Annotated in this window: 20 protein-coding genes; 16 read left to right on the forward strand and 4 right to left on the reverse strand. The window is 41.4% G+C overall.

Translation table 11 applies throughout. The features are described 5' to 3' along the window. The first annotated feature begins 141 nt into the window (after positions 1–141). Positions 142–1,269, forward strand: coding sequence for a CAP domain-containing protein (locus tag AJGP001_RS02090; RefSeq protein WP_071153471.1), 1,128 nt, complete (start codon positions 142–144; stop codon positions 1,267–1,269). 41 nt (positions 1,270–1,310) lie between these two features. On the opposite strand, the gene AJGP001_RS02095 is transcribed toward AJGP001_RS02090, so the two are convergent. Continuing rightward, positions 1,311–2,141, reverse strand: coding sequence for an undecaprenyl-diphosphate phosphatase (locus AJGP001_RS02095; protein ID WP_071153472.1), 831 nt, complete (start codon positions 2,139–2,141; stop codon positions 1,311–1,313). Positions 2,142–2,286: 145 nt separating this feature from the next. Here AJGP001_RS02095 and AJGP001_RS02100 point away from each other — a divergent pair, with 145 nt between their 5' ends. From AJGP001_RS02100 to AJGP001_RS02125, 6 genes are all read left to right on the forward strand, one after another. Then, entirely contained in the window at positions 2,287–3,369 is a 1,083-nt protein-coding gene (locus AJGP001_RS02100; RefSeq protein ID WP_071153473.1) for an AI-2E family transporter, read from the forward strand. 112 nt (positions 3,370–3,481) lie between these two features. Next, complete coding sequence (locus AJGP001_RS02105; protein ID WP_058386484.1) at positions 3,482–3,925, forward strand: MarR family winged helix-turn-helix transcriptional regulator; 444 nt, start codon at positions 3,482–3,484, stop codon at positions 3,923–3,925. Between the two features lie 3 nt (positions 3,926–3,928). Beyond that, positions 3,929–6,547: an MMPL family transporter gene (locus AJGP001_RS02110; RefSeq protein WP_071153474.1), complete on the forward strand. Its 2,619-nt coding sequence runs from the start codon at positions 3,929–3,931 to the stop codon at positions 6,545–6,547. Positions 6,548–6,767: 220 nt separating this feature from the next. After that, positions 6,768–7,220, forward strand: coding sequence for a hypothetical protein (locus AJGP001_RS02115; RefSeq protein WP_078080090.1), 453 nt, complete (start codon positions 6,768–6,770; stop codon positions 7,218–7,220). Next, positions 7,220–7,678 carry a GNAT family N-acetyltransferase gene (locus AJGP001_RS02120; protein WP_071153476.1) on the forward strand — a complete coding sequence of 153 codons (459 nt, stop codon included), beginning with the start codon at positions 7,220–7,222 and terminating at the stop codon, positions 7,676–7,678. The genes AJGP001_RS02115 and AJGP001_RS02120 overlap by 1 nt, the downstream gene beginning before the upstream one ends. Positions 7,679–7,795: 117 nt before the next feature. Next, positions 7,796–9,445 (forward strand): serine hydrolase, encoded by a 1,650-nt coding sequence (locus AJGP001_RS02125; RefSeq protein ID WP_078080091.1) that lies wholly within the window; start codon positions 7,796–7,798, stop codon positions 9,443–9,445. Between the two features lie 297 nt (positions 9,446–9,742). Here the strand turns inward: AJGP001_RS02125 and AJGP001_RS02130 are convergent, their stop codons facing one another. Further along, a complete protein-coding gene (locus AJGP001_RS02130; protein WP_006830093.1) occupies positions 9,743–9,943 on the reverse strand; it encodes a cold-shock protein in 201 nt (66 codons plus the stop codon). A 235-nt stretch (positions 9,944–10,178) separates the two neighbouring features. Between AJGP001_RS02130 and AJGP001_RS02135 the strand changes: the two genes are divergently transcribed. From AJGP001_RS02135 to fumC, 6 genes are all read left to right on the forward strand, one after another. Further along, positions 10,179–10,718: a P-loop NTPase family protein gene (locus AJGP001_RS02135; protein WP_071153478.1), complete on the forward strand. Its 540-nt coding sequence runs from the start codon at positions 10,179–10,181 to the stop codon at positions 10,716–10,718. 99 nt (positions 10,719–10,817) lie between these two features. After that, entirely contained in the window at positions 10,818–11,531 is a 714-nt protein-coding gene (locus tag AJGP001_RS02140; protein ID WP_071153479.1) for a hypothetical protein, read from the forward strand. Between the two features lie 108 nt (positions 11,532–11,639). Further along, complete coding sequence (locus AJGP001_RS02145) at positions 11,640–12,197, forward strand: NfeD family membrane protein (RefSeq protein ID WP_071153480.1); 558 nt, start codon at positions 11,640–11,642, stop codon at positions 12,195–12,197. A gap of 1 nt (position 12,198) precedes the next feature. Further along, complete coding sequence (locus AJGP001_RS02150; protein ID WP_058386477.1) at positions 12,199–13,728, forward strand: flotillin lipid rafts scaffold protein FloT; 1,530 nt, start codon at positions 12,199–12,201, stop codon at positions 13,726–13,728. 195 nt (positions 13,729–13,923) lie between these two features. Continuing rightward, complete coding sequence (locus AJGP001_RS02155; RefSeq protein WP_078080092.1) at positions 13,924–15,423, forward strand: UDP-N-acetylmuramoyl-L-alanyl-D-glutamate--2,6-diaminopimelate ligase; 1,500 nt, start codon at positions 13,924–13,926, stop codon at positions 15,421–15,423. An 82-nt stretch (positions 15,424–15,505) separates the two neighbouring features. Further along, entirely contained in the window at positions 15,506–16,888 is a 1,383-nt protein-coding gene (gene fumC / locus AJGP001_RS02160; protein WP_071153481.1) for a class II fumarate hydratase, read from the forward strand. A gap of 52 nt (positions 16,889–16,940) precedes the next feature. Here fumC and aldA read toward each other — a convergent pair whose 3' ends face one another. Then, positions 16,941–18,389: an aldehyde dehydrogenase gene (gene aldA, locus AJGP001_RS02165; RefSeq protein ID WP_071153482.1), complete on the reverse strand. Its 1,449-nt coding sequence runs from the start codon at positions 18,387–18,389 to the stop codon at positions 16,941–16,943. A gap of 226 nt (positions 18,390–18,615) precedes the next feature. On the opposite strand from aldA, the gene AJGP001_RS02170 reads away from it, so the two are divergent. Together AJGP001_RS02170 and AJGP001_RS02175 are read left to right on the forward strand one after the other, a co-directional pair. Continuing rightward, a complete protein-coding gene (locus AJGP001_RS02170; RefSeq protein ID WP_071153483.1) occupies positions 18,616–19,278 on the forward strand; it encodes a Dph6-related ATP pyrophosphatase in 663 nt (220 codons plus the stop codon). Positions 19,279–19,284: 6 nt separating this feature from the next. Next, positions 19,285–20,280: a GNAT family N-acetyltransferase gene (locus AJGP001_RS02175; RefSeq protein WP_071153484.1), complete on the forward strand. Its 996-nt coding sequence runs from the start codon at positions 19,285–19,287 to the stop codon at positions 20,278–20,280. Between the two features lie 115 nt (positions 20,281–20,395). Here AJGP001_RS02175 and AJGP001_RS02180 read toward each other — a convergent pair whose 3' ends face one another. Further along, the gene (locus AJGP001_RS02180) at positions 20,396–20,950 is read right to left on the reverse strand and encodes a M15 family metallopeptidase (RefSeq protein WP_071153485.1); all 555 of its coding nucleotides are present in this window, start codon (positions 20,948–20,950) and stop codon (positions 20,396–20,398) included. A gap of 103 nt (positions 20,951–21,053) precedes the next feature. On the opposite strand from AJGP001_RS02180, the gene AJGP001_RS02185 reads away from it, so the two are divergent. After that, a complete protein-coding gene (locus AJGP001_RS02185; RefSeq protein ID WP_071153486.1) occupies positions 21,054–21,785 on the forward strand; it encodes an NADPH-dependent oxidoreductase in 732 nt (243 codons plus the stop codon). Positions 21,786–21,798: the final 13 nt, after the last annotated feature.

Genomic DNA, 21,798 nt, shown 5'->3' on the forward strand with positions numbered 1-21,798 from the left:
GTATGGCAAAGAGCGCCATACTGCTGGTCTGTCTTATGCCCGTCGAATCTACATGGGCGCTTGCGCTTTTCGGTGTCTAAAGGCTTTTTGCTTTGTTGCTGATAGGTTTGCCAGTAAAATGAAGAGTAAGAGGTGATGCATATGCGGAAACTGTTTTGGTTGATTGTTGTGTTGCTGGCGGTTTTTTTTGCACGCCCGATTTGGGAAGAACCTGTTGGGGAATATGTCGATTTGAGTTTTTTAGATTCTGTCGATCGTACAGTTGAAAATATTGTTGAACATCCAGAAGTATCACAGGCTTTTGAAGAAGCCAAAAATTTCACATCCCGCATGGGTACCGAGTTGCAGTCACTAATTGTTTCGAGTTCGGTTGAATTGCCGGAGGCTGTAGCAAAGCCTGAACTTGTTGAGACGGATTCTTTGATTGCTGTTCATAATGTCACACTTGGTATGGACAAAAAAGAAGCTCAAGAAAAGGTCGGGTTGCCGCTTCGCTTAATGCGCAATGAATACGGAACGGATTGGCACAGCTACCATCAGGATTATCAAAATTATGTGTTATTGTCTTATGACCAAAATGACAAAGTGAATGGCATGTTTACCAATCAAGATTTATTTTCCTCAAAGGAAGGCATTACGATGTCTTCTACTAAATCGGATGTCCGTTCTTTACTTGGCACGCCATTAAAAAGTCTTCAAAAAGGAAATGTTCAATATATACTGGATACCCGGGAAGAATACGATGTTTTTAAAACTGACAATACGTACACGACAATTTTTTACGATATCCATGAAGAAGATACTGTAACTGCTGTACAAGTCGTTCATGAGGAACTTGAGAAAAAACGTCCCGAAATTTATGCAGAGCCTAATGAAAAATTAAAAGAGGGCTATGAATACTTACTTTTTGAATTAACCAATTCAGCTCGTATTCAACGAAACTTACCGCTGCTGACATGGGATGAGCAGACAATGATAACGGCTCGGAAGCATAGCGATGATATGGCAGAAAACCAATATTTTAGCCACACAAATCTGGCAGGTCAATCGCCTTTTGATCGAATGAATGAAGACGGGATTGAGTTTTTTGTGGCCGGTGAAAATTTGGCATATGGTCAATACAGTGGTATTTTTGCACATGAAGGATTAATGAATTCCATAGGTCACCGTGAAAACATTTTTAAACCGGAGTTTAGGTATTTAGGAGTAGGAACGGCATTTAACTCAGAAAATCAGCCTTATTATACAGCAAATTTTTTCGATCGATAAAGTAAAGGCAGGCTGTCAATGTTGACAGCCTGCCTGTTCTGTTAATTTAATAAAAACCAAGCGAAAACAACTAGTGGGCCGACGATAAAACAATAAATAGCAAAATACTTTAATTGACCTTTTGCCATAATGTTCATGAACCACTTTAGTGAAAAATACGAAGCAACTAGAGACCCCAGAAAAGCCATGATGTAAGGAATGGCCATAGCAGCTAAGTTGTCGTCTTTAATGATATCGGTAATGCTTAAAACAGCACCACCTAAACTAATCGGGATAAACAATAAGAAAGAAAAACGCAAAGCTGTTTCTTGATTGATGCCACGGGCCATCGCCGCGACAATTGTGGCGCCACTGCGGCTAATTCCCGGAATCAGTGCTACTGCTTGCGCGCCGCCAATAATAACTGCGTCTTTCATCGTCATATTGCCATCTTTTCGCTGACCACGCATATTGCGAATCCACCAAAGGCCAAAGCCCGTAACAACTAAGGTCAAGCCAACTGTCACGACGGTTGAAAGTTTGTCATCAATCGCATCTTGAAATAACAGGCCGATGATTGCAGCAGGAATAGTCGCGACCACCAAGTAAACAATAAACATGAAATCCCTTTTGGTGTCGGTATTTTTTACCGTAAAGTATTTTAAACCGTTAACAACGAGACGTTGAACGTCCTCACGGTAAATAATCAAGACGGCAATAAGTGATGCGCTATTGACTAGCAAAGCGAAAGTTGACACACTTCCTTCAATTTGAACATCTAAAAAATACTGTGCAATTAGTAAGTGTCCACTTGAGGAGATGGGAATCGGTTCCGTAAGACCTTGGAAAAGGCCAAGAAGCAGAAATTTGAGTGTAAGCCATAGTTGGTCCATTGAAATAATTCCTCCATAGATTCGTTTGTTTATTTTATCTGTTGGTGGTGTTTTTCGAGCAACAATTTCAAAACAACATAAAAAATATAATACCATATTTTCATGGTAAACTGGGTATACTATTGAAAGAAAGGGAGTGGAATGCTTGACGAACAAGCTTTGGTTTCAAGTAGGTGTAGGAATTATCTTGACTTTAGTCATTATTCGATTATTTATTGAAGTACAAGGGATCTTCGAACCTTTATTCATTATAGCAGGGACGATTTTTGTGCCGTTATTGTTGGGAGGCGTCTTATTTTATCTGACAAGACCGGTTTTGCATTTTCTGATGAAGCGAAAATTTCCGAAATGGGCTGCAGTTCTTACCGTTCTGTTGTCGATTGTTTTAGTCTTTTATTTGTTTTATATCATGATTGGTCCAATTGTTACAGGTCAAATCAATGCACTGGTAGACAATGCACCTGAAATTATACAGAGCGTTGAAGAATCCAGCCAATATGTATTTGATCAGCGAGAACGTCTTCCGGATTCCATTGAAGAGCAGTTAACCGGGATGACGAGCCAAATCGGTGACCGTCTTGGTGATATTGGTGGATGGATTGTGTCCTTTATCGGTAGCTTCGTCTCAGGTGTCATCACTTTAGTCTTAGTGCCCTTTTTCTTAGTCTACCTCTTGGTCGACCATAAGAAATTTGTACCGTTTATTTCGGGCTTTTTTTCTGGAGAGCGCAAAAGATGGGTTCGTAAAACTTTACAGGATATCGATGATACCTTACAAGCCTATATCCAAGGTCAATTGTTTGTCAGCTTCCTCGTTGGTCTCATGCTATTAATTGGTTATTTGATCATCGGTTTAGACTATGCACTGCTATTAGCTTTAATCGGTATGGCAACGAACGTCATTCCATTTTTAGGGCCTTACATTGCGGTTATTCCGGCAATACTCATTGCCCTTGTGCAAGAACCGATTATGGCCGTTTATGTAGCCATCATTATGCTCATTGCACAGCAAGTTGAAAGTAATTTCATCACACCGAACGTGATGGGTAAATCACTGGACGTTCATCCATTGACGGTCATTACATTAATCCTTGCAGCAGGAAACATTGCTGGTTTATGGGGAATCATTTTAGCGATCCCGGTATACGCGGTTATCAAAACCATTGCCAAAAATGTGTATGCAAGGCGCAATGAAATTCGTAACACTGCTACGCGTGATATTGAATAATGCGAACCTGTGAACTTTGTTCACAGGTTTTTTCTATAGAATAGAATATCTGCCTTGACGCTAAAAGGTTTACCCCCTAAACTATTAATAATGGTTGAGGGGGTAAACTATTTTGGATGGACGAATAAAAGAAGCGGTTGATCTTTTTCAGGAAGTGCTGGTTTATGGAACAGAGCGAGTGATTAAGTCGGTCGATCACCCTTTGTGGAAAGAATATTCACCTGAGCAAATCCAAATGTTAAAGCTGATTGGTACAGAACAGCAGATTACTTCATCGAGACTAGCTGTGCTGCAAGCTGTGCATAAAAGTGCAATATCCAGTCGTATTAAAAAATTGTTGCAAAAAGAAGTGATTCAAGTTGTTCAAACTGCAGATAAACGCGAGAAGTTGTTGGAACTGACAGATAAGGGGCAAGCACTTATTTTGGAGTTGGATCAAGTGCTAACAGATTACATTGAGAAGTTGATGTCTGAGAACATCGCAGACGAAGAAATAGACCAGTTTCTGACGATTTTCCGAAAACTAAAAACAATTATAAAAATGGATGGGGTGTAATACGTGCACAATGTATTAAAATTTAAATGGCCAATTACGATAGGCTTAATTGTATTGACGGTGGTCTTGTTCTTATTGGCACCGAACTTAACAAAGCAAGCAGAAGATGCAGGATCGTTTCAATTATCGGATGAAGCATCATCGCAACTTGCTTCAAAAATTTTGAGCGACGCGGATGCTGCGGAACAAACCATTTCGCTTGTTATCCCATTAGAAAACAAGATAACAGATGCCACTCGACAAACACTGGAACAAATGGTGACGGACATCGAAGCATTAGGTGAGCCCATAACCAGTGTATTAAATCCTGTTGAAAGTAAAGAGTTGGAAGAACAATTGATTTCAGAAGATGGGCAAACGGTTTTAATGCCGATTATGGTTGATGGTACGAACGAAGAAGTAAACGCAGTTGCTGATACAATTAGAGAAACCATCATTCCTAAAGATTTGACTGCTTATATAACAGGTGAAGCAATCATTGGTAATGATGTCAATATTAGCGCACAAGAAGGCTTGAAGCGTACAGAAATCATTACGGTTGTTTTGATTTTTGGTTTATTGCTGGCAGTGTTCCGCTCGATTGTGACACCGTTCATTCCACTTGTGGCAGTCGGAATCTCGTATTTATTGAGTCAATCGATTGTGGCATTTTTCATCGACTGGTTCGGATTTCCGGTTTCTAACTATACACAAATATTCCTCGTAGCGATTTTATTCGGTATCGGAACAGATTACTGTATTTTGTTGTTGAGCCGCTACAAAGAGGAATTATCGGCTGGACACGGTGTGGAACAATCCATTATTAATACGTATAAAACAGCCGGAAGAACTTTGTTGATTAGTGGAATTGCCGTATTTATCGGATTTTTCGCCATTGGCTTTGCTGAATTTCCAATCTTCAAATCAGCAGTAGCGGTCGCGGTTGGTATATTTGTTCTATTACTTGTGCTGTACACGATTGTTCCGTTTTTCATGTCTTTACTGAAAGAAAAATTATTCTGGCCAGCGAAAAAATCTGCTTCTCATAGCGATAGTAAGCTCTGGATCACCATGAGTAAACTGTCGATTAACCGACCATTGCTGTCAATGCTAGTAGTGGCTTTGATCACAGTCCCGTTATTATTTACGTACGATAATTCTTTATCGTTTAACACGGTGGACGAAATCGGTTCGGAATATGAGTCGGTGAAAGGCTTGCGTGCAATTGAAGAAGGCTTTGGCAAAGGGGATTCATTGCCAGTTCAAGTCATTGTCAAATCAGCTGATTCGTTAACAGAACGATCAACTGTTCCTTATTTTGAATCATTAAGTGCAGAGATTGAAAAAATTGATGGCGTTGAAACAGTACGATCGATTACTCGCCCTACCGGTGAGGTAATTGACGAACTTTACGTAGACGAGCAACTTGGCTTATTGGCTGATGGACTTGGTGAAGCGCGTGATGGACTTGGTGAAGTACAAACAGGGCTGACAGAAGTTCAAACCAATCTAACGGCTATTAGCGAACAAGCGGGAAATTCCGCAGGCTTGACTGAGGCAGCTGCAGGGCTTGGCCAAATCAATCAACAACTAGGTCAAGTGTCACAAGGACTTCAGTTAACAGGCAATATTCCTCAAACTATCGGTGCGTTAACGCAAATCAGTGGAGGATTAACAGAGATTCAACAAGGCTTGACTGGAGCAGCTGGTCAAACTGCCGAACTTAGTGCAGGATTAACACAGTTAGCAGAAGGTGTTGGCGCTTCAAACGCTGGACTTGCTGAAATTGAAACTGGTTTAACAGAAGCAGTCGACATGATGCAAGAAATGAGTGATAGTGAATCGGTGCGTGACACCGGCTTATTCATTCCAGAAGGAACACTCGAAGGCGAAGACTTTGAGCAAGTATTGGATCGCTATTCTTTTGCAGATGGCACAGGAATGATGATGGAAGTCATCTTGTCAGAAGATCCTTACTCTCATGAGGCAATTGATATTACGGCTGAAATTAAAGAAACAGTAGCACGTACAGTGGCAGGAACGCCGCTTGAAGACGCGGAAATCGCATTTAGCGGAATTTCGAGCATCAATAGTGACTTAGAAGAAGTTTCATCTAGTGACTTTACGAATACAGTCATTATCATGTTAATCAGCTTGTTTGTTGTCCTAGCCATTTTGTTCCGTTCATTGATTATGCCGTTATATATGATCGGATCTTTATTGTTGACGTATTACACATCAATTTCCATTGCGGAATTGATCTTTGTCAATGGTCTCGGCTTTGACGGAATTAGCTGGGCAGTACCATTCTTTGGTTTTGTTATGTTAGTGGCGTTAGGAGTCGACTATTCAATTTTCTTACTCGACCGTTTCCGTGAAGAATCCTCGAATGGTGTTACGGTTCGCGACGCAATGCGTACATCAATGGCGAAGATGGGGACAGTCATTATTACAGCTGCCATCATCCTTGCAGGTACGTTCGGTGCCATGATGCCGTCTGGTGTTTTGAGTCTCGTACAAATCGCGACAATCGTTATTACAGGATTATTATTGTACGGACTGATTGTCTTGCCATTGTTAATACCCGCGATTTCAGTATCCTTTGACCGCGGAGTTTGGTGGCCGTTTGGCAAGAAAAAGTAATTAAGTAAGTCTTAGTGTTGCTAAAACAAAAGCTGCGTTCGCGCAGCTTTTTTCTATGGATGTAGGATTACGCTCAGCGTGTTATACTGAGTGGTAATTAAAAATGTATAGGTGTAACTATATATGTCTGCAGGCTTCATGAGAAGAAAGTGGATTTATGTCTTAGATCTTTCTAAGATTTTTGCTGAACAAAGTGAAACTAAGAAACGAGGTAATGAGATTGTTAACATTTGAACAAAAATTAGAAATCATTGAATCTTTTCCGGGACTAACAAGAAAAGATGTGTCGATGAAGCGCGTGAACTTTCATTATGAAGAAAGCCTATACGACAAGAAAATTGCTGTTTATCACTTGCATCCAACAGGCAACGGTTTTGTTTATGTCGGCAACTTGCCGCATTACGATGCTGACAAAAAAGGCTTTGTTAATGTTCGTGATTTTTCTGAAAAGGAACTGCGCAGCATATTAGCAGATTCCTTGGATTACCTTTCTTTAGAGCCAGAACCGCCATACGACAAGACGTGGGTGAACCGCGATAATGAGAAACTAGACTTGGTTTACGAAGAGCCTTTCTGGAATATCTACACAGGTAAAAACTTAGAAGAAAGCTTCGGGACTTTTGATAATGCTGAAGACTACCTAATCGATCAAGGCTTTAAAGAAAAGAAATAATGGAATTCCGTCTACTGCAGGCTTATGAACCGCTGCCGATGGAGTTATTGCTAGAAGCGGATCCTTCAGAAAGATTGGTTCGTGCCTATTGTGCAGTTGGCTGGTGCATGATTGGAGAACAAGAAGGTTCCGTGATTGGCGTGTGCGTTCTGCTCGTTCTATCGGATAGCACGATTGAAATCAAGAATCTAGCAGTGGCGGAAAGTTTTCGCGGCCAAGGCTATGGACGGAGGCTTTTGCAGCATGCTTTAGCAGAAGCGCTACACCGTAATTTTCAGTTTGTAGAAATTGGAACGGGTAATTCAAGTATGGACCAGCTTGCATTTTATCAAAAATGTGGATTTCGCTTCCATGCCATCGATTCAGATTTTTTCATACGGAATTATCCGGAACCTATTTTTGAAAATGGTATCGAATGTCGGGATATGATTAGGCTTCGTTATACGATAAACAACTAACCACGCTTTAGGTATTCAGTCAGCCATAAAAAGAAGAGCCTTGTGCTCTTCTTTTTTATGGCAAATTAGAGGTAAAAAATTAGGTTTTTCGGTATGCTAAAGAGAAGGGGTGAGAACATGTTCAAAAAAGTGACCTTATACACAAATCAGTTAGTGGATATGAAAGGATTCTATGAATACCAATTAGGCTTTCGAATTGTTGAAGAAAATGAAACGAGCTTTACTTTGTCAATTGGGGAATCTCAATTAGTTTTTCAGGAATCAGAAAGACCAGCTATCTATCACTTTGCACTGAACATACCAGGCAATCAGTATACGCTTGCTAAACACTGGGCCAGTGAACGGGTCACTTTAAATCGTCAAGAAGGCATGGACGAAGTGTTCTACGCTAATTTTGATGCAGATGCATTTTATTTTCAAGATCCTGCGGGTAACGTCGTCGAATTTATTGCGCGGCGTAGCGTTGATCGTATGGGTAATTTTACAGTAGACTCTCTGCTCGATATTAGCGAAGTAAGCATGACTACGCCGTATGTTGAAGAAGTTGGTGAGCTAATCGAGCAAATGGACATTCCAGTTCGTGGTAACAAAGGCATTGATGCGAAGTCGTTGAACTTTCTCGGAAGCGGGCATGCCTTTATCATTCTCGTAGCACCAAAACGCACTTGGTATTTCTCTAAACAAAAAAGCGAAACCCATCCGTTAGCAATCGAATTGCGTGATGGTCGTCAAATTAGCATGACAGAGGAAGGGCGATTCCAGCAAGAAAAGCCGGACAACCCGATTATGGGCAAGATGGAAGAAATCGATTTTTCAGGTGTCGTTTATCTACAAAAAGAGCAAATGTGGACAGCCGCAAGAGGCTTTGCCAATCGTGCTGATGAACGGCCAAATGCCGTGGATACAAGGTTCGGTATAGCTTCTGGCAGCAAACTGTTTACCGCTGTTGTAGTGTGCCAATTGGTGGGCGAAGGAAAGCTCGATTTCAGCAATACATTATCTGAATTACTGCCGCACGATTTTCCGCAATTCGATGTCACCATTCATCAATTATTGACGCATACATCGGGTATGCCCGATTATTTTGATGAACAGATAGAAGGTGATTTCGAGGATTTATGGAAGAAACAACCGATGTATTTGATGCAAACTGCTTCAGATTTTATTCCTTTATTTAAAAATTTGCCCGTGATGTTTGAGCCTGGTGAAAGGTTTCACTACAACAATGCGGGATTTATTGCACTTGGTTTGATTATTGAAAAAGTTACTGGACAAGAATTTGTTGAAGTCGTAGAAGAACGGATTTTTGCTCCTGCACAGATGAAGCGTTCAGGTTACTTCTATTTGGACCGATTGCCCGCTCACACGGCTATTGGCTATGTAGAAGAAGCGGATTTTTGGCGTACCAATCAATACGCCCTACCAATCCGTGGAGGCGCTGACGGTGGAGCATACGTCACTGCAGGCGATATGGCGAATTTTTGGAAGTGTTTGATGGATGGAACCTTGTTGAGCAGAGAAATGCTGAGCGCAATGCTTCAAGTTCATGCATCTGGAGAAAACGGGGATTATGGCTACGGAATCTGGATTCAAGGCCGTGCGAATAGTGTTTCAAAATACCATATTATGGGCTATGATCCTGGTGTCAGTTTTCATTCAGCATTTTACCCGGAAGAAGCGAGCGTGTTAACAGTCTTATCGAATAAAAACTCGGGAGCGCGCGACATCATCAAAACCATTGAAGAGTTGAAGATTGAAAAGGAGTGAAGAGATGACTGGAAAAAAGTTGGTGCTTGGAATCGTTTTCAGCACAGTTGGATTAAGCATTTTAATTTTTGGGATCTTTCAACTTTATTTTTGGTTGAATTGAAAAAAGAATATCCTGTAAGTCTTTCATATAAAACAGTCGAAGAAAAAGAGTCTCTTTTTCTTCGACTGTTTTTTGGATTGTATGCAAAAGGGGCTGTCCCACAACGTCATTGTTCATAACCTTGTGGGACAGCCCCTTTAAAAATAATAATAAAAAATGAACTCTTCCGAAGAAGAGTTCATTGATAAGTTAAATTAAGCTTTTTGAACGTTAGTAGCTTGAAGACCGCGTTGGCCTTGCTCGATATCAAACGTTACTTCTTGACCTTCGTCAAGTGATTTAAAGCCTTCGCTTTGGATTGCAGAGAAATGTACGAATACATCGTCGCCGCCTTCGCGTTCGATGAAGCCAAATCCTTTTTCTGAGTTAAACCATTTTACTTTACCTTGTTCCATGTGTATTTCCTCCTCGTATGCGTGAGCATACATTGTATTACTATCCTTGCTCAAATCTTGCAGATGAACATCTGACACTTCGTAAAAAGTTATCCGAACAAAAATAATTCTTCCTTAGAATAACACGGGGTTACATATATTGCAAGTGATTATGAAATATTCTTTTTGCTACAGTCTAGATTCCTTGTGTATGATAATGAAAAGTCAAAGAAAAAAGTAGTGAGGAGGATGCAGTATGGAGAGAATTATAGTGCTCGGCGTTTCATCTGGTGTTGGCAAATCAAGCTTTGCAAGAAGGTTGGCTGAACAATTAGCAATACCCGTCTATCACTTAGATACGTATTTTTGGAAGCCGGGGTGGGTGGAAAGTAGTCATGAAGAATTTAGTGAAAATCAAAAGAACTTAGTTGACCAGCAATGCTGGATTATTGAAGGCAACTACTCGACCACCTATGACATTCGTCGGAAACGAGCAGATACAATCATCTATTTGGAGCGTCCTCTTGCTGTTTGTCTGTATCGTGTAGTTAAGCGAAGAATCATGTACCACGGAAAAAATCGCCCGGATATGGCAAGTGGCTGTCCAGAAAAACTAGATAGAGGATTTTTTACGTTTATTATTTCTACGTATCGTGCGAGAAAAGTGAAAATGAGAAAACGGCTAGCACAGTTTATAGAAGAAAGTCCTCAGAACAGCGTCTTTTTTTTGCGCAATCAACAAGATATTGACGAATTTTTAAAAGAGAAAGCCACAATGTCTATTTTAGATTCCTAGAAAAATTTTCTGCTCAATGAGTTAATAAGAAAATGTGCAGACGTTAACAGGTGGAAGTGGTATTCTAAAGCTATCTAAATAGATGGAGGGGAATGGCTAATGAAGTTGCTGCATGAAGGCACAATAACAAACCAAGTGCTTCATAAAAAACTTCCTTTTTCAATGAAGCGCCTATACTTGGAAGATTTACCTGTGATCGAACAGGTTCAAGCAAAAGTAATGGAATCGCTTTCCGAAAAGGCTACGCTTCAAGCTTTAACTACCGAAGAGTTCTTGTTTATCCTCAATCAGAAAGGTTTGCTGATAGGGGCATTTGTCGAGAATGAGTTGATTGGTTTTAGAGCATTACTAATTCCAGAAATTGACGAGGAGCATTTGGGATGGGATATTGGTCTATCACCAGAGGAGTTGCCGAAAGTGATTTACCAAGAAATTTCTGTGGTGATGCCTGAATACCGCGGTAACCGCTTGCAGCAAAAATTGGCCGAAGTTATCATGAAAGAATTGCCTAATCTTGAAGATGAGTTTCGCTATATTTGCTGTACGGTTGCGCCAATGAATATTCCAAGTTTGAAAGACAAGTTTACACAGGCAATGTATATAGCTGCCTTAAAAGAAAAGTATGCAGGATTGGTTCGCTATATCCTGGTGAAAGATTTAGAAAACCCAGTCGCTCACTATACCAGCCATGTCACGGTAAAGTTAGATGATCTGAAAAAGCAACAACAATTGCTTGACGAAGGATACGTAGGCATTGATTTTCAGCTAGTGCACGGCTTTTATGAACTTCAGTTTGCAAAACCCGTTCTGTAAAAAGAACGGGTTTTTTTGTGTATTTCAAATGATTCTGAAACTTCTTCCTGTATTATTCGTACTACTAAGTAATGTGGAAATCATTTTACTTGAATGGGAGGTTTTGGAATGGAGGTTTTTGGTTTTCCGATGGAACAACTCTATATGTACATTCTGCTTGCAGCCGGTGCATTAACTGTTTTATGTGTTTTTTTTGGCGAAGTCGCCGAATTTGGAGAAGGATTTCCGGTGTTTAATCCAATTGTGATTCTTGCATTTGTGACGATGGGCTCCGCAATCGGCTTTTTGTTAGAAACGGCGACCACATTTGACGAATGGTCAGTATTAGGAATTGCTGTAGTAGCGGCAGTGTTATTAGATCTTTTACTTTATTTTTTTATTTTATTGCCATTGTCTTCTGCCGAATCATCTATTGCTTATTCAGAAGATTCGTTACCTGGTCAAGTGGCCAATGTCATCACTCCAATTCCTGTCGATGGTTACGGCGAAGTAGTCCTAGAAACCTACGCGGGAATGATTTCAAAGCGTGCAGCGGGCTATGACAATGAAGCCATTGGTCAAGACGAGAAAGTACTGATTGTTGAAGTAAATGACGGCACTTTATACGTTCGAGCTTACGTGCCAGTAAATTTTGGAAAGAAAACAAAAATGGCTAGGGGGATTTGAAATGGAGATGGGCTTGATCGCATTGGGAGTTGCTGGCTTTGTTTTATTGGCGATTGTCGGAGTTTATATTACTAAATACAAGACTGTAGGGCCGGATGAAGCGCTGATTGTGACAGGTAGTTATTTGGGGTCGAAGAATGTGCATACCGACGATTCAGGAAATCGAATCAAGATTATACGCGGAGGAGGGACGTTCCTGTTACCGGTATTCCAGCAAGCGGCTCCTTTGAGCTTATTGTCTAGCAAGTTGGAAGTAACAACACCTGAAGTTTATACAGAGCAAGGCGTGCCGGTTATGGCGGATGGAACTGCAATCATTAAAATCGGCGGTTCTATCTCAGAAATAGCAACAGCTGCTGAGCAATTTCTTGGAAAATCAAAAGAAGACCGAGAAAACGAAGCAAAAGAAGTGCTAGAAGGTCATTTACGTTCGATACTTGGTTCAATGACAGTTGAAGAGATTTATAAAAACCGCGATAAGTTTTCACAAGAAGTGCAGCGTGTCGCGTCGCATGACTTAGCAAAAATGGGCCTTATTATCGTTTCGTTTACAATCAAAGACGTTCGAGATAAAAACGGTTATTTGGATTCGTTGGGGAAAGCACGAATCGCCCAAGTAAAACGAGATGCCGATATTTCAACAGCAGAGTCTGAAATGCAGACGCGCATTAAACGTGCTGAAGCAGGGAAAGATGCTCAGCGTGCTGAAATTGAACGGGCAACAGAAATTGCCGAAGCAGAAAAAGAAAATTTGCTAAAAGTAGCTGAATATCGACGGGAGCAAGATATCGCAAAAGCTCGTGCCGATCAAGCGTACGAACTTGAAACGGCAAAAGCCAAGCAGGAAGTTGTCGAACAGGAGATGCAAATTCAAATTATCGAACGACAAAAACAGATTGAATTAGAAGAAAAAGAAATTCAGCGTCGTGAACGACAATACGATTCTGAAGTAAAGAAAAAAGCAGATGCGGACCGCTATTCGGTTGAACAAGCGGCAGAAGCAGAAAAGTCTAAGCAATTGGCAGATGCAGACGCCCAGAAATACCGCGTGGAAGCAATGGCAAAAGCCGATGCAGAGAAAATCCGCTTAGATGGCCAAGCGCGAGCAGATTCCCAGCGCGCGCAAGGAGAATCAGAAGCGGACATCATCCGCTTACGTGGGTTAGCAGAAGCTGAAGCGAAACGGAAAATTGCTGAAGCTTTTGAAATGTATGGCCAGGCAGCGACACTAGATATGATTGTCAAAATGTTACCGGAATATGCCCGAGAAATCGCTAGCCCACTCGCCAATATTGATAAGATTACGGTTGTGGATACGGGTAGCGGTGAAGGTGGCGGTGCCAATAAAGTAACTTCGTATGCAACCAACTTAATGTCCACATTGCAAGAAACGCTAAAAGAATCTTCCGGAATTGATGTGCGAGAAATGTTGGAGAACTTAACAGGGAAATCGGAATATGCACAAACAATTGAACAGCTACGGTATGAACTGGCTGAAAAAGAGCAACCTGCAAAGAAAATAGAAGTGTAAAAAGCAGAAAAACCTTTACTCGAATTGTTTTGAGTAAAGGCTTTTTTGATTTCTGTGAAATGATAGAAAATAACTTCATTTCAGAAAAGTTAAATTAAAACTGTTTGCGATGCAAGACGGAAATGATAGAATAATGATACATATCCCTGTGAAACCATAGGTATTTGACTTGAATTTTCCTTGAGGAGCCTTTTAATGGATATACAACTTTGCACAATTCCTTCTTTTCCGATCCTTATGCAATTTGGACCTGAAAAATCAACAATCAGCTCGATTGAGTACAATTCCACATTAGTTACTCCAGGTTGTGCTTTCTTTTGCGTGCTTGGCGAACACACAGATGGACATTTATATATCAACGAGGCCATTGCTGGAGGAGCCACAACAATTATAGGATCCGATAAACTGTTACTAACTGAACATGCAAAAAAACAACCCAATCTATCTTTCGCGGTAGTTGCGGACGTTCGGATGGCACTTGCCTATATGTCTGATTTTTTTTATCACTCGCCTCAAGAAGATTTAATCAAGGTTGCTGTTACGGGAACTAATGGTAAAACAACTACAGCTACTTATGTCTACGATTTGTTCAATCTTCTTGGCATTTCCAGTGGATTTATCGGGACGACCGGAATTTTAAGAACGGATGGCAAGATTCCTTTTTTTAAAAGCACTCCCACGACGCCAATTTCTTCTGATCTCCATAAAATTTTTGCGCGTTTTGTATTGGAAAAAGATCGTGCAGTAGCAATGGAAGTCACTTCTATTGCATTAGATCAAAAACGCGTCGAAGGGATTCGTTTTGATGTAGCGATTCATACCAACATTTCGGAAGAGCATTTGGAATATCATAAGACATTTGATCATTACCTTCAATCCAAATTAATGTTGTTTAAACAGTCTAAAGCGGCTGTAATCAACATGGATGACGAAGGCATGGCTAAAGAGATTTTGGAGGTTGTTCACTATCCTCATTTAACATACAGCAACCAAATGGATTCTAGTGCCGATTTGATTTGGACGGCTTGTGAATCTTCAGACACGGGCTTGAAATTTGATTTATATTACGAAGAGGAGTGTTGGCCAATTCACGTACCTCTTTTCGGCGAATACAATGCGGCCAATTTAACGGCGGCGATTGGTGCGGCTCTTTTATCGGGCGTCCGTATAGAAGAGATTTTGGCGGTTTTGCCGAAGATGTCTCAAGTGGAAGGGCGCTTTCAAGTAATCCAAGGTCCTGAAAATCGGAAAATCATCTTGGATTATGCCCATACACCTGTCGCCTTGTCGGCCGTCTTGCAAGAAGTTAAGAAATTATCGCATAATCGACTGATTGCACTTATCGCAGGTATTGGTATACGGGATTTTTCGAAAATGCCGAAGATGGCCAAAGCAGCTGAAGGCAAAGCGGATGTTCTTGTGGTAACTGTGGATCATCCTGGTTCTCATGAGCCCAGCTTAGTAATTGATGCGGTGTTAAAAGGCTTTACAGTACCTTACAAGCAACGCGTAGTGACAGCGGAGTCGAGGCGTGAGGCGGTTCTAGCAGCTCTTCAAGAAAGTGGACCGGATGATTTAGTACTGCTATCCAGTGGCTCAATCAACGGAGCGCAAATCGTCAAAGGAAAATATATTCCGCATTCTGATGAAGCAATTATAGAAGAATTTTTCAGTAGCAAAACCAGCGACTTTTAACTCGAAAGGTCGCTTTTTGGCGGCCAAATGTGGTTATAATAGAAGAGAAGAAGTCATAGACAACAGAATTGGAGTGAATGGAATGCAATATCGTACAGAAAAAGATACCATTGGTGAAATTCAAGTTGAAGCAGATAAAATGTGGGGCGCGCAAACGCAGCGCAGTGTACAAAACTTTGCAATCGGTACAGAGCGTATGCCGCATGAAGTGGTTATGGCTTTTGCCCAGTTGAAAAAAGCGACAGCTAAAGCAAACCATAAACTTGGGAAATTGTCAGAAGCTAAGATGAAAGCTGTTGAACTTGCTGCAAACGAAGTCATTGAAGGCAAGTGGAACGAGCATTTCCCATTAGTGGTATGGCAGACAGGCAGCGGTACGCAGTCGAATATGAACATGAACGAAGTTCTTGCTCGTCGCGGAAATGAAATTTTAGCAGAACAAAATTCAGCTGAAAAACTTCATCCCAATGATGATGTGAACATGTCTCAAAGCTCTAACGATACGTATCCAACGGCTATGCACGTTGCAGGCGTTTTAGCTGTAACAGAAAACCTTGTACCAGCTGTTCAAAAGCTGAAAGCAACATTGGATGAAAAAGCGAAGAAGTTTGACGAAGTGATCAAAATCGGACGCACTCATTTACAGGATGCCACACCACTAACGCTTGGGCAAGAAATCAGCGGTTGGAGACACATGCTTGAGAAAAGCGAACGCATGATTCGCGAAAGTGTTGAGTATATGCGCGAATTGGCAATCGGAGGAACTGCAGTAGGGACAGGCATTAACGCTGATCCAACATTTGGCCCTTCAGTTGCTGAATTCATTAGCGAAGCAGTAGGTACTAACTTTACTTCTGCAGAAAACAAATTCCATGCATTAACAAGCCATGACGAAATGGTTTACACGCACGGGGCGATTAAAGCATTAGCTGCAGACGCAATGAAAATTGCCAACGACGTACGTTGGTTGGCAAGCGGTCCACGTAGCGGAATCGGCGAAATCACGATTCCTGCAAACGAGCCGGGTAGTTCGATTATGCCAGGTAAAGTAAACCCAACACAAAGTGAAGCATTAACCATGGTTGCAGCTCAAGTCATGGGTAATGATGCAACCATCGGCTTTTCGGCAAGTCAAGGGAACTTTGAATTGAATGTTTTCAAGCCAGTTATCGCTTACAACTTCTTGCAGTCTGTGCGTCTTCTAACGGACAGCTTGATCAGCTTTAATGATCATTGTGCAGTAGGCATCGAAGCTAATTTGGATGTTATCCAAAACCACGTCAGCAATTCATTGATGTTGGTGACAGCATTGAACCCGCATATCGGTTATGAAAATGCAGCTGCCATTGCTAAACAAGCACATAAAGACGGTACGACATTAAAAGAATCTGCCGTAAACAGTGGACATTTGACTGCTGATCAGTTTGACGAATGGGTAAAACCAGAGAACATGGTAGGAAAATAACAAGATGAAAAGCGGCTGGGAAAATCCCAGCCGCTTTTTTTGTTGCTTTTAGTTATTTACTATTTTTATACTGCATGTAAACGACTTGTGTGACTAGAAAATCTTCCATGCCATGTTTGCCGTCTGCTCCGCCAAGTCCAGATTTACGCATACCGGCGTGATAGCCTTGGATTGCTTCAAAATTTTCGCGGTTTACGTAGGTTTCACCGAACTTCAGTTCATTGATAACTTGCATAGCTTCGTTTATATCGTCTGTGTAGATGGAAGAAGACAAGCCGAATTCTGTATCGTTGGCTTTTTCAATCGCTTCTTCTAAGGTGCTGTAAGTGGTGATTGGCAACACTGGACCAAAAATTTCATCTCGGATAATAGCTGAATCGTGTTCAACATTTGTCAAGATGGTGGGTTTGTAGAAAAAGCCAGAGCGGCTACTGTCACGTGCTCCGCCAATTGCCACAGTGGCACCTTCTGTTACTGCTTGTTTGACCATGTCGTCTACGGTGTCGAGACGCTCCTGGCTGACAAGTGGTCCCATGTCAGCTTCTTTATTCTGGCGCGGGTCCCCCATAACTTTCGATTCGAACAGTGAAATAATTTTGTTTGTGAATTCATCTGCAACACTGTCATGCACATAAACACGTTCAGCGTTTGTGCAGGCTTGTCCATTATTGGCTAAACGAGAAGTGGCGATCGCTTCAGCTGCCAAGTCGAGATCTGCGTTTTGAGTGACGATTGCTGGTGCCTTACCGCCTAATTCCAAATTGACTTTTGTGATATTTTTGGCAGCTGCCTCCATTACTTTGGTGCCTGCTGGAACACTACCGGTTAAGGTAACCAGTTGCACTTTTTCATGTGACGCCAAGGCGTTGCCGATTTCAGAGCCAGTTCCGGTTACAACATTGTAGACACCTGCTGGAACCTCATCCATCGCATGGATGATTTTTGTGAATTCCATGGCAGTGTTTGGTGTTTGTTGGCTGGGTTTGATAACAATTGTACAGCCGGTTACAAGCGCTGTTGCTACTTTTCTGGCAAGTATGAAGACTGGGAAATTCCAAGGAATAATGCCAGCTACAACACCAATTGGTTTTTTATAGATAAAAATGTTTTCATTTGGACGATCGCTTGGTAGAATCTCTCCTTCGATGCGTCGTGCCCATTCAGACATATAGTGGAAATAATCAATGGCGAGATCAACTTCGCCGCTGGCCAATTCATAGCTTTTTCCTTGTTCTTCCTGCAATAAATCGATAAATGTATCACGTTTTTCAGCAATTTTGTCGCCAAGCTTGCGAACGATTTTGCCGCGCTCGATGTTAGGTGTGAGTTCCCATGCTTTTTGTGCTTGAAAAGCGGCTTCTACTGCACGATCCACATCTTCTTTAGTTCCTTTAGGTGTTTGTGAAATGATTTCTTCAGTCGAAGGATTTATGATATCGATCCACTCGGTTCCTGTAGATTCTTTGTACTCCCCATTTATATATATTTTATGCTGTTGCATGTGTATGCCTCCTTTGTCTCTGCTTAAAGTTTTCCCTGTGCTTTACTGTGCTAAACAGAAAGAGCGATGTCTAATGGTAAATTGCCGAGATGAAGACAATCTTTTCCCTGCGTATTACTCATTTTTTTATTATTTTAGAACTTCAAAAGACTCTATGCAGAAGGGTTTTAACCAAACTGTGGCGAATTAGTTACACTAACAAAGAATTACAAAGAAGAGGTGTGTTATGCAAAAATCATTTATTATGTCGTGGAGTGGCGGAAAAGATTCCGCACTTGCCTATTATCGCGCAGTGCTAGAGGGGCATATGCCACTCGCATTATTTACTATGTTCGAAGAAGATGGTACCAAATCACGATCGCATGGCCTGCCGATTGAAGTGATGGAAGCACAAGCTGAACGTATGGGCTTGCCGTTGGTCATTGGAAAAGCTAGTTGGTCTGGATATGAAAAAGAATTTATCGAACACTTAAAAAAGTTCAAAGCACAAGGTATCAATATGGGGGTCTATGGCGATATTGATTTGCAAGATCATTTAGAGTGGGTGCAAAAAGTTAGCGCCGAAGCACAAATTGATGTTCATCATCCACTATGGCAAGAGCCGCGAAAAAACCTGTTGAAAGAATTGGTGGATGAAGGATTTCGGGCTGTTATTACAGTTGTAGATACGACACGGCTGGATGAACGCTTTTTAGGACGTGAATTTACACATGAGTTAATTGATGAACTAGAAGCTGCGGGGATTGATGCCTGCGGAGAAGAAGGAGAATTCCATACGATGATTGTGGATGGCCCAATCTTTGTAGAACCGATTCCTGTTCAGTTTGGTGACAAGGTGAAAGCTGGTAATTATGGGATACTAGAAGTGAAACTTCATTCAGAGGAGTGATTGTGGATGATTCAAATTACAGGGATGGAAGAAAAGCATATTCGCCAAATGTCTACGCTGTTGTCAAAACGGCATGAACAAGAACGTAAAATCTTTAATTTTCTACCTGAACGATTTGAAGAAATCGATGATGCAGAAACAGTCCTGCGAAAGCTATTAGAACGGCCATTTATCAATGGCATTGTTGCAGTGAGGGGAATTGACGTTATTGGCTACTTGCTTTATGAATTTAAAGAAGATGCTAAAAATGGACGTTTCGTCTGGATGGATTATGAATCTATCGCAATCAGTGGACATGAACATCCCCGGTTGTTGAGGCTATTATATGCAAACGCAGGAGCTGAATGGATAAAGAACGGTTATTTCCATCATATGTTGTTAGCGCCTCTTGGCAACGAGCTGGTCATTGATCAATGGCTAGACCAATCGTTTAGCTTTGATCAAAAATATGGAGTTCTGTCACTTGATGATTTCAAACCGAAAACTGGCTCTATTCCCAAGCTAGAGTTTCGAAAAGGGGATCGAGAAGACTCGCCGCTACTAAAGAAAATGGCTATGTGGAATAGCATTCACCAAGCAACTGCTCCTTCTTGGTTACCCATCACACGAGAAACATTGGAAGATGTTAAGGAAAACTATGAAGCTTTGACGGAAAATGAAGATGCCTATTTATGGATGGCCGAGCAAGGCAATCGAATCGCTGGATTCCATGTATATTTCAGGAAAGAAGAGCCGATGAGTTTAGTGACACCTGAGAACTGTGCAGAACTTCCTGCTGCCTCGACAAATCCGGATCTTCGCGGACGAGGGGTCGGAAAAGCATTAGCCAATCATTGTTTCAGTGAAATGAAAAAGCAAGGATTTGACTATCTTGTTGCGGACTGGAACACCGCAAATCAACTGGCTTCTTATTTCTGGCCGCGAATGGGCTTTCAACCAATCATGGTGAGGATGACGAGAAAGATTGATCCCCGTATTGCTTGGGCACACGGGGAGTTATAGAAAAAGAGTTAAAAAGCCGATGACTCTCGAGATAGAGAGTCATCGGCTTTTTGATTTGTGTGTTTTTAAATTGATTTTCATTCGTTGTTTATAGGGGTTTCTGAAGTTCCCTTGTTTACTCCATTTTATCTTCTGGCCGCCATCCTTGTTGCAACTCGCGAATCGACAAGCCGAAAGTCATTTCGAGGTGAGGGTAGTCTTTAAAGCGCTGCCAGTCGCCTCCCCAGTCAAAGCCTAGCCCTTTTCCGATGGCGGCAACTTCAAACCAATCACTTTCCCCGTTGCCATTGCCATCACGTGTCGTATCCCACACGACTGAACCATCATCAAGGCGTAATGCGTAATCGATAGCTAATCCATAGTTGTGATAGGATTCTCCAGCTTGTGCATGGGTAACGACAGAACCAGGGGTATTGCGACCTTGACTGTGCAATCCATCCTGTTCTTCGGGCGAACGGTAACCGTCTGTAATTAAAATGTTAATCCCAATTTCAGCAGCTTGATTGACCAATAAATCTCGCTTTTCTTCGACGATAGGATGCAGCCCGGAAGGTAAAGAACGTTCTTTTAATTGTTCTCGAAAGGCTAATTCGTTTTCGAGCCATATAAATAAAAAACTACCAAGAATTAATAAGGAAAAAATTGAGAAAGCAGTTTTTGTGTGTTTCAAATCTTTCACCTCTATCCATTCTATTGTAGCAAAATCACGAAAACAGTAACACGACAAAGAATTTGGTACGATAAGAGAAACAGTCAGAGAGGGGAGCTAATTAATGGTTATCGAATTAATGAAAGCACATGCATCTGTTCGGGACTATAAAGAAAAGCAATTATCACGGGAGGAAGTTAGCGAACTGATTGAAGCTGCACAATATGCGGCTACTTCCCATTTCGTCCAAGCTTACTCGATTGTTTGGGTGACAGATCCTGAGAAACGTAAAAAGCTAGGCGAGTTATCTAAAAATGCTAAGCAAATGGAAGGTGCAGGAGCTGTTTTCTTAATGTGTGCCGATTATAACCGCTTGCAACATGCCGGGAAATTGCATCAACAAGAAATCGTCTTTGATCGTGCTGAAAATATGATTGTGGCTGTAACCGATGTTGGGTTACTCGCGCAAAATCTTGTACTCGCAGCCGAGTCAAAAGGCTATGGTATTTGTTATATCGGTGGTGTCCGCAACAATATGGAAGCAATTAGCGAGTTGATCGGTTTACCAGAAGGCGTCTTCCCAGTTTACGGTTTGACGATTGGTGTTCCGAACGAAGCGAATGGCGTAAAGCCACGTTTGCCAGTTCATGCTATTTTGCATGAAAATAACTACGATGAAGCAAAATACGAAATCCTCCTGCCGGAATACGACAGCACAATTCAAGCCTATTACGCAAGCCGCGATTCAAATCAAAAAAGCGCGACGTGGACAAAGCAGATGGCTGATTTTCTAGGTAAGCCACATCGCCAAGATTTAAAAGAAGTATTGGCGAAAAAAGGCTATCATTTTAAATAAAAATTAGACTGAT

It is taken from the genome of Planococcus faecalis (assembly GCF_002009235.1).
Taxonomy (GTDB): Bacteria; Bacillota; Bacilli; order Bacillales_A; family Planococcaceae; genus Planococcus; species Planococcus kocurii.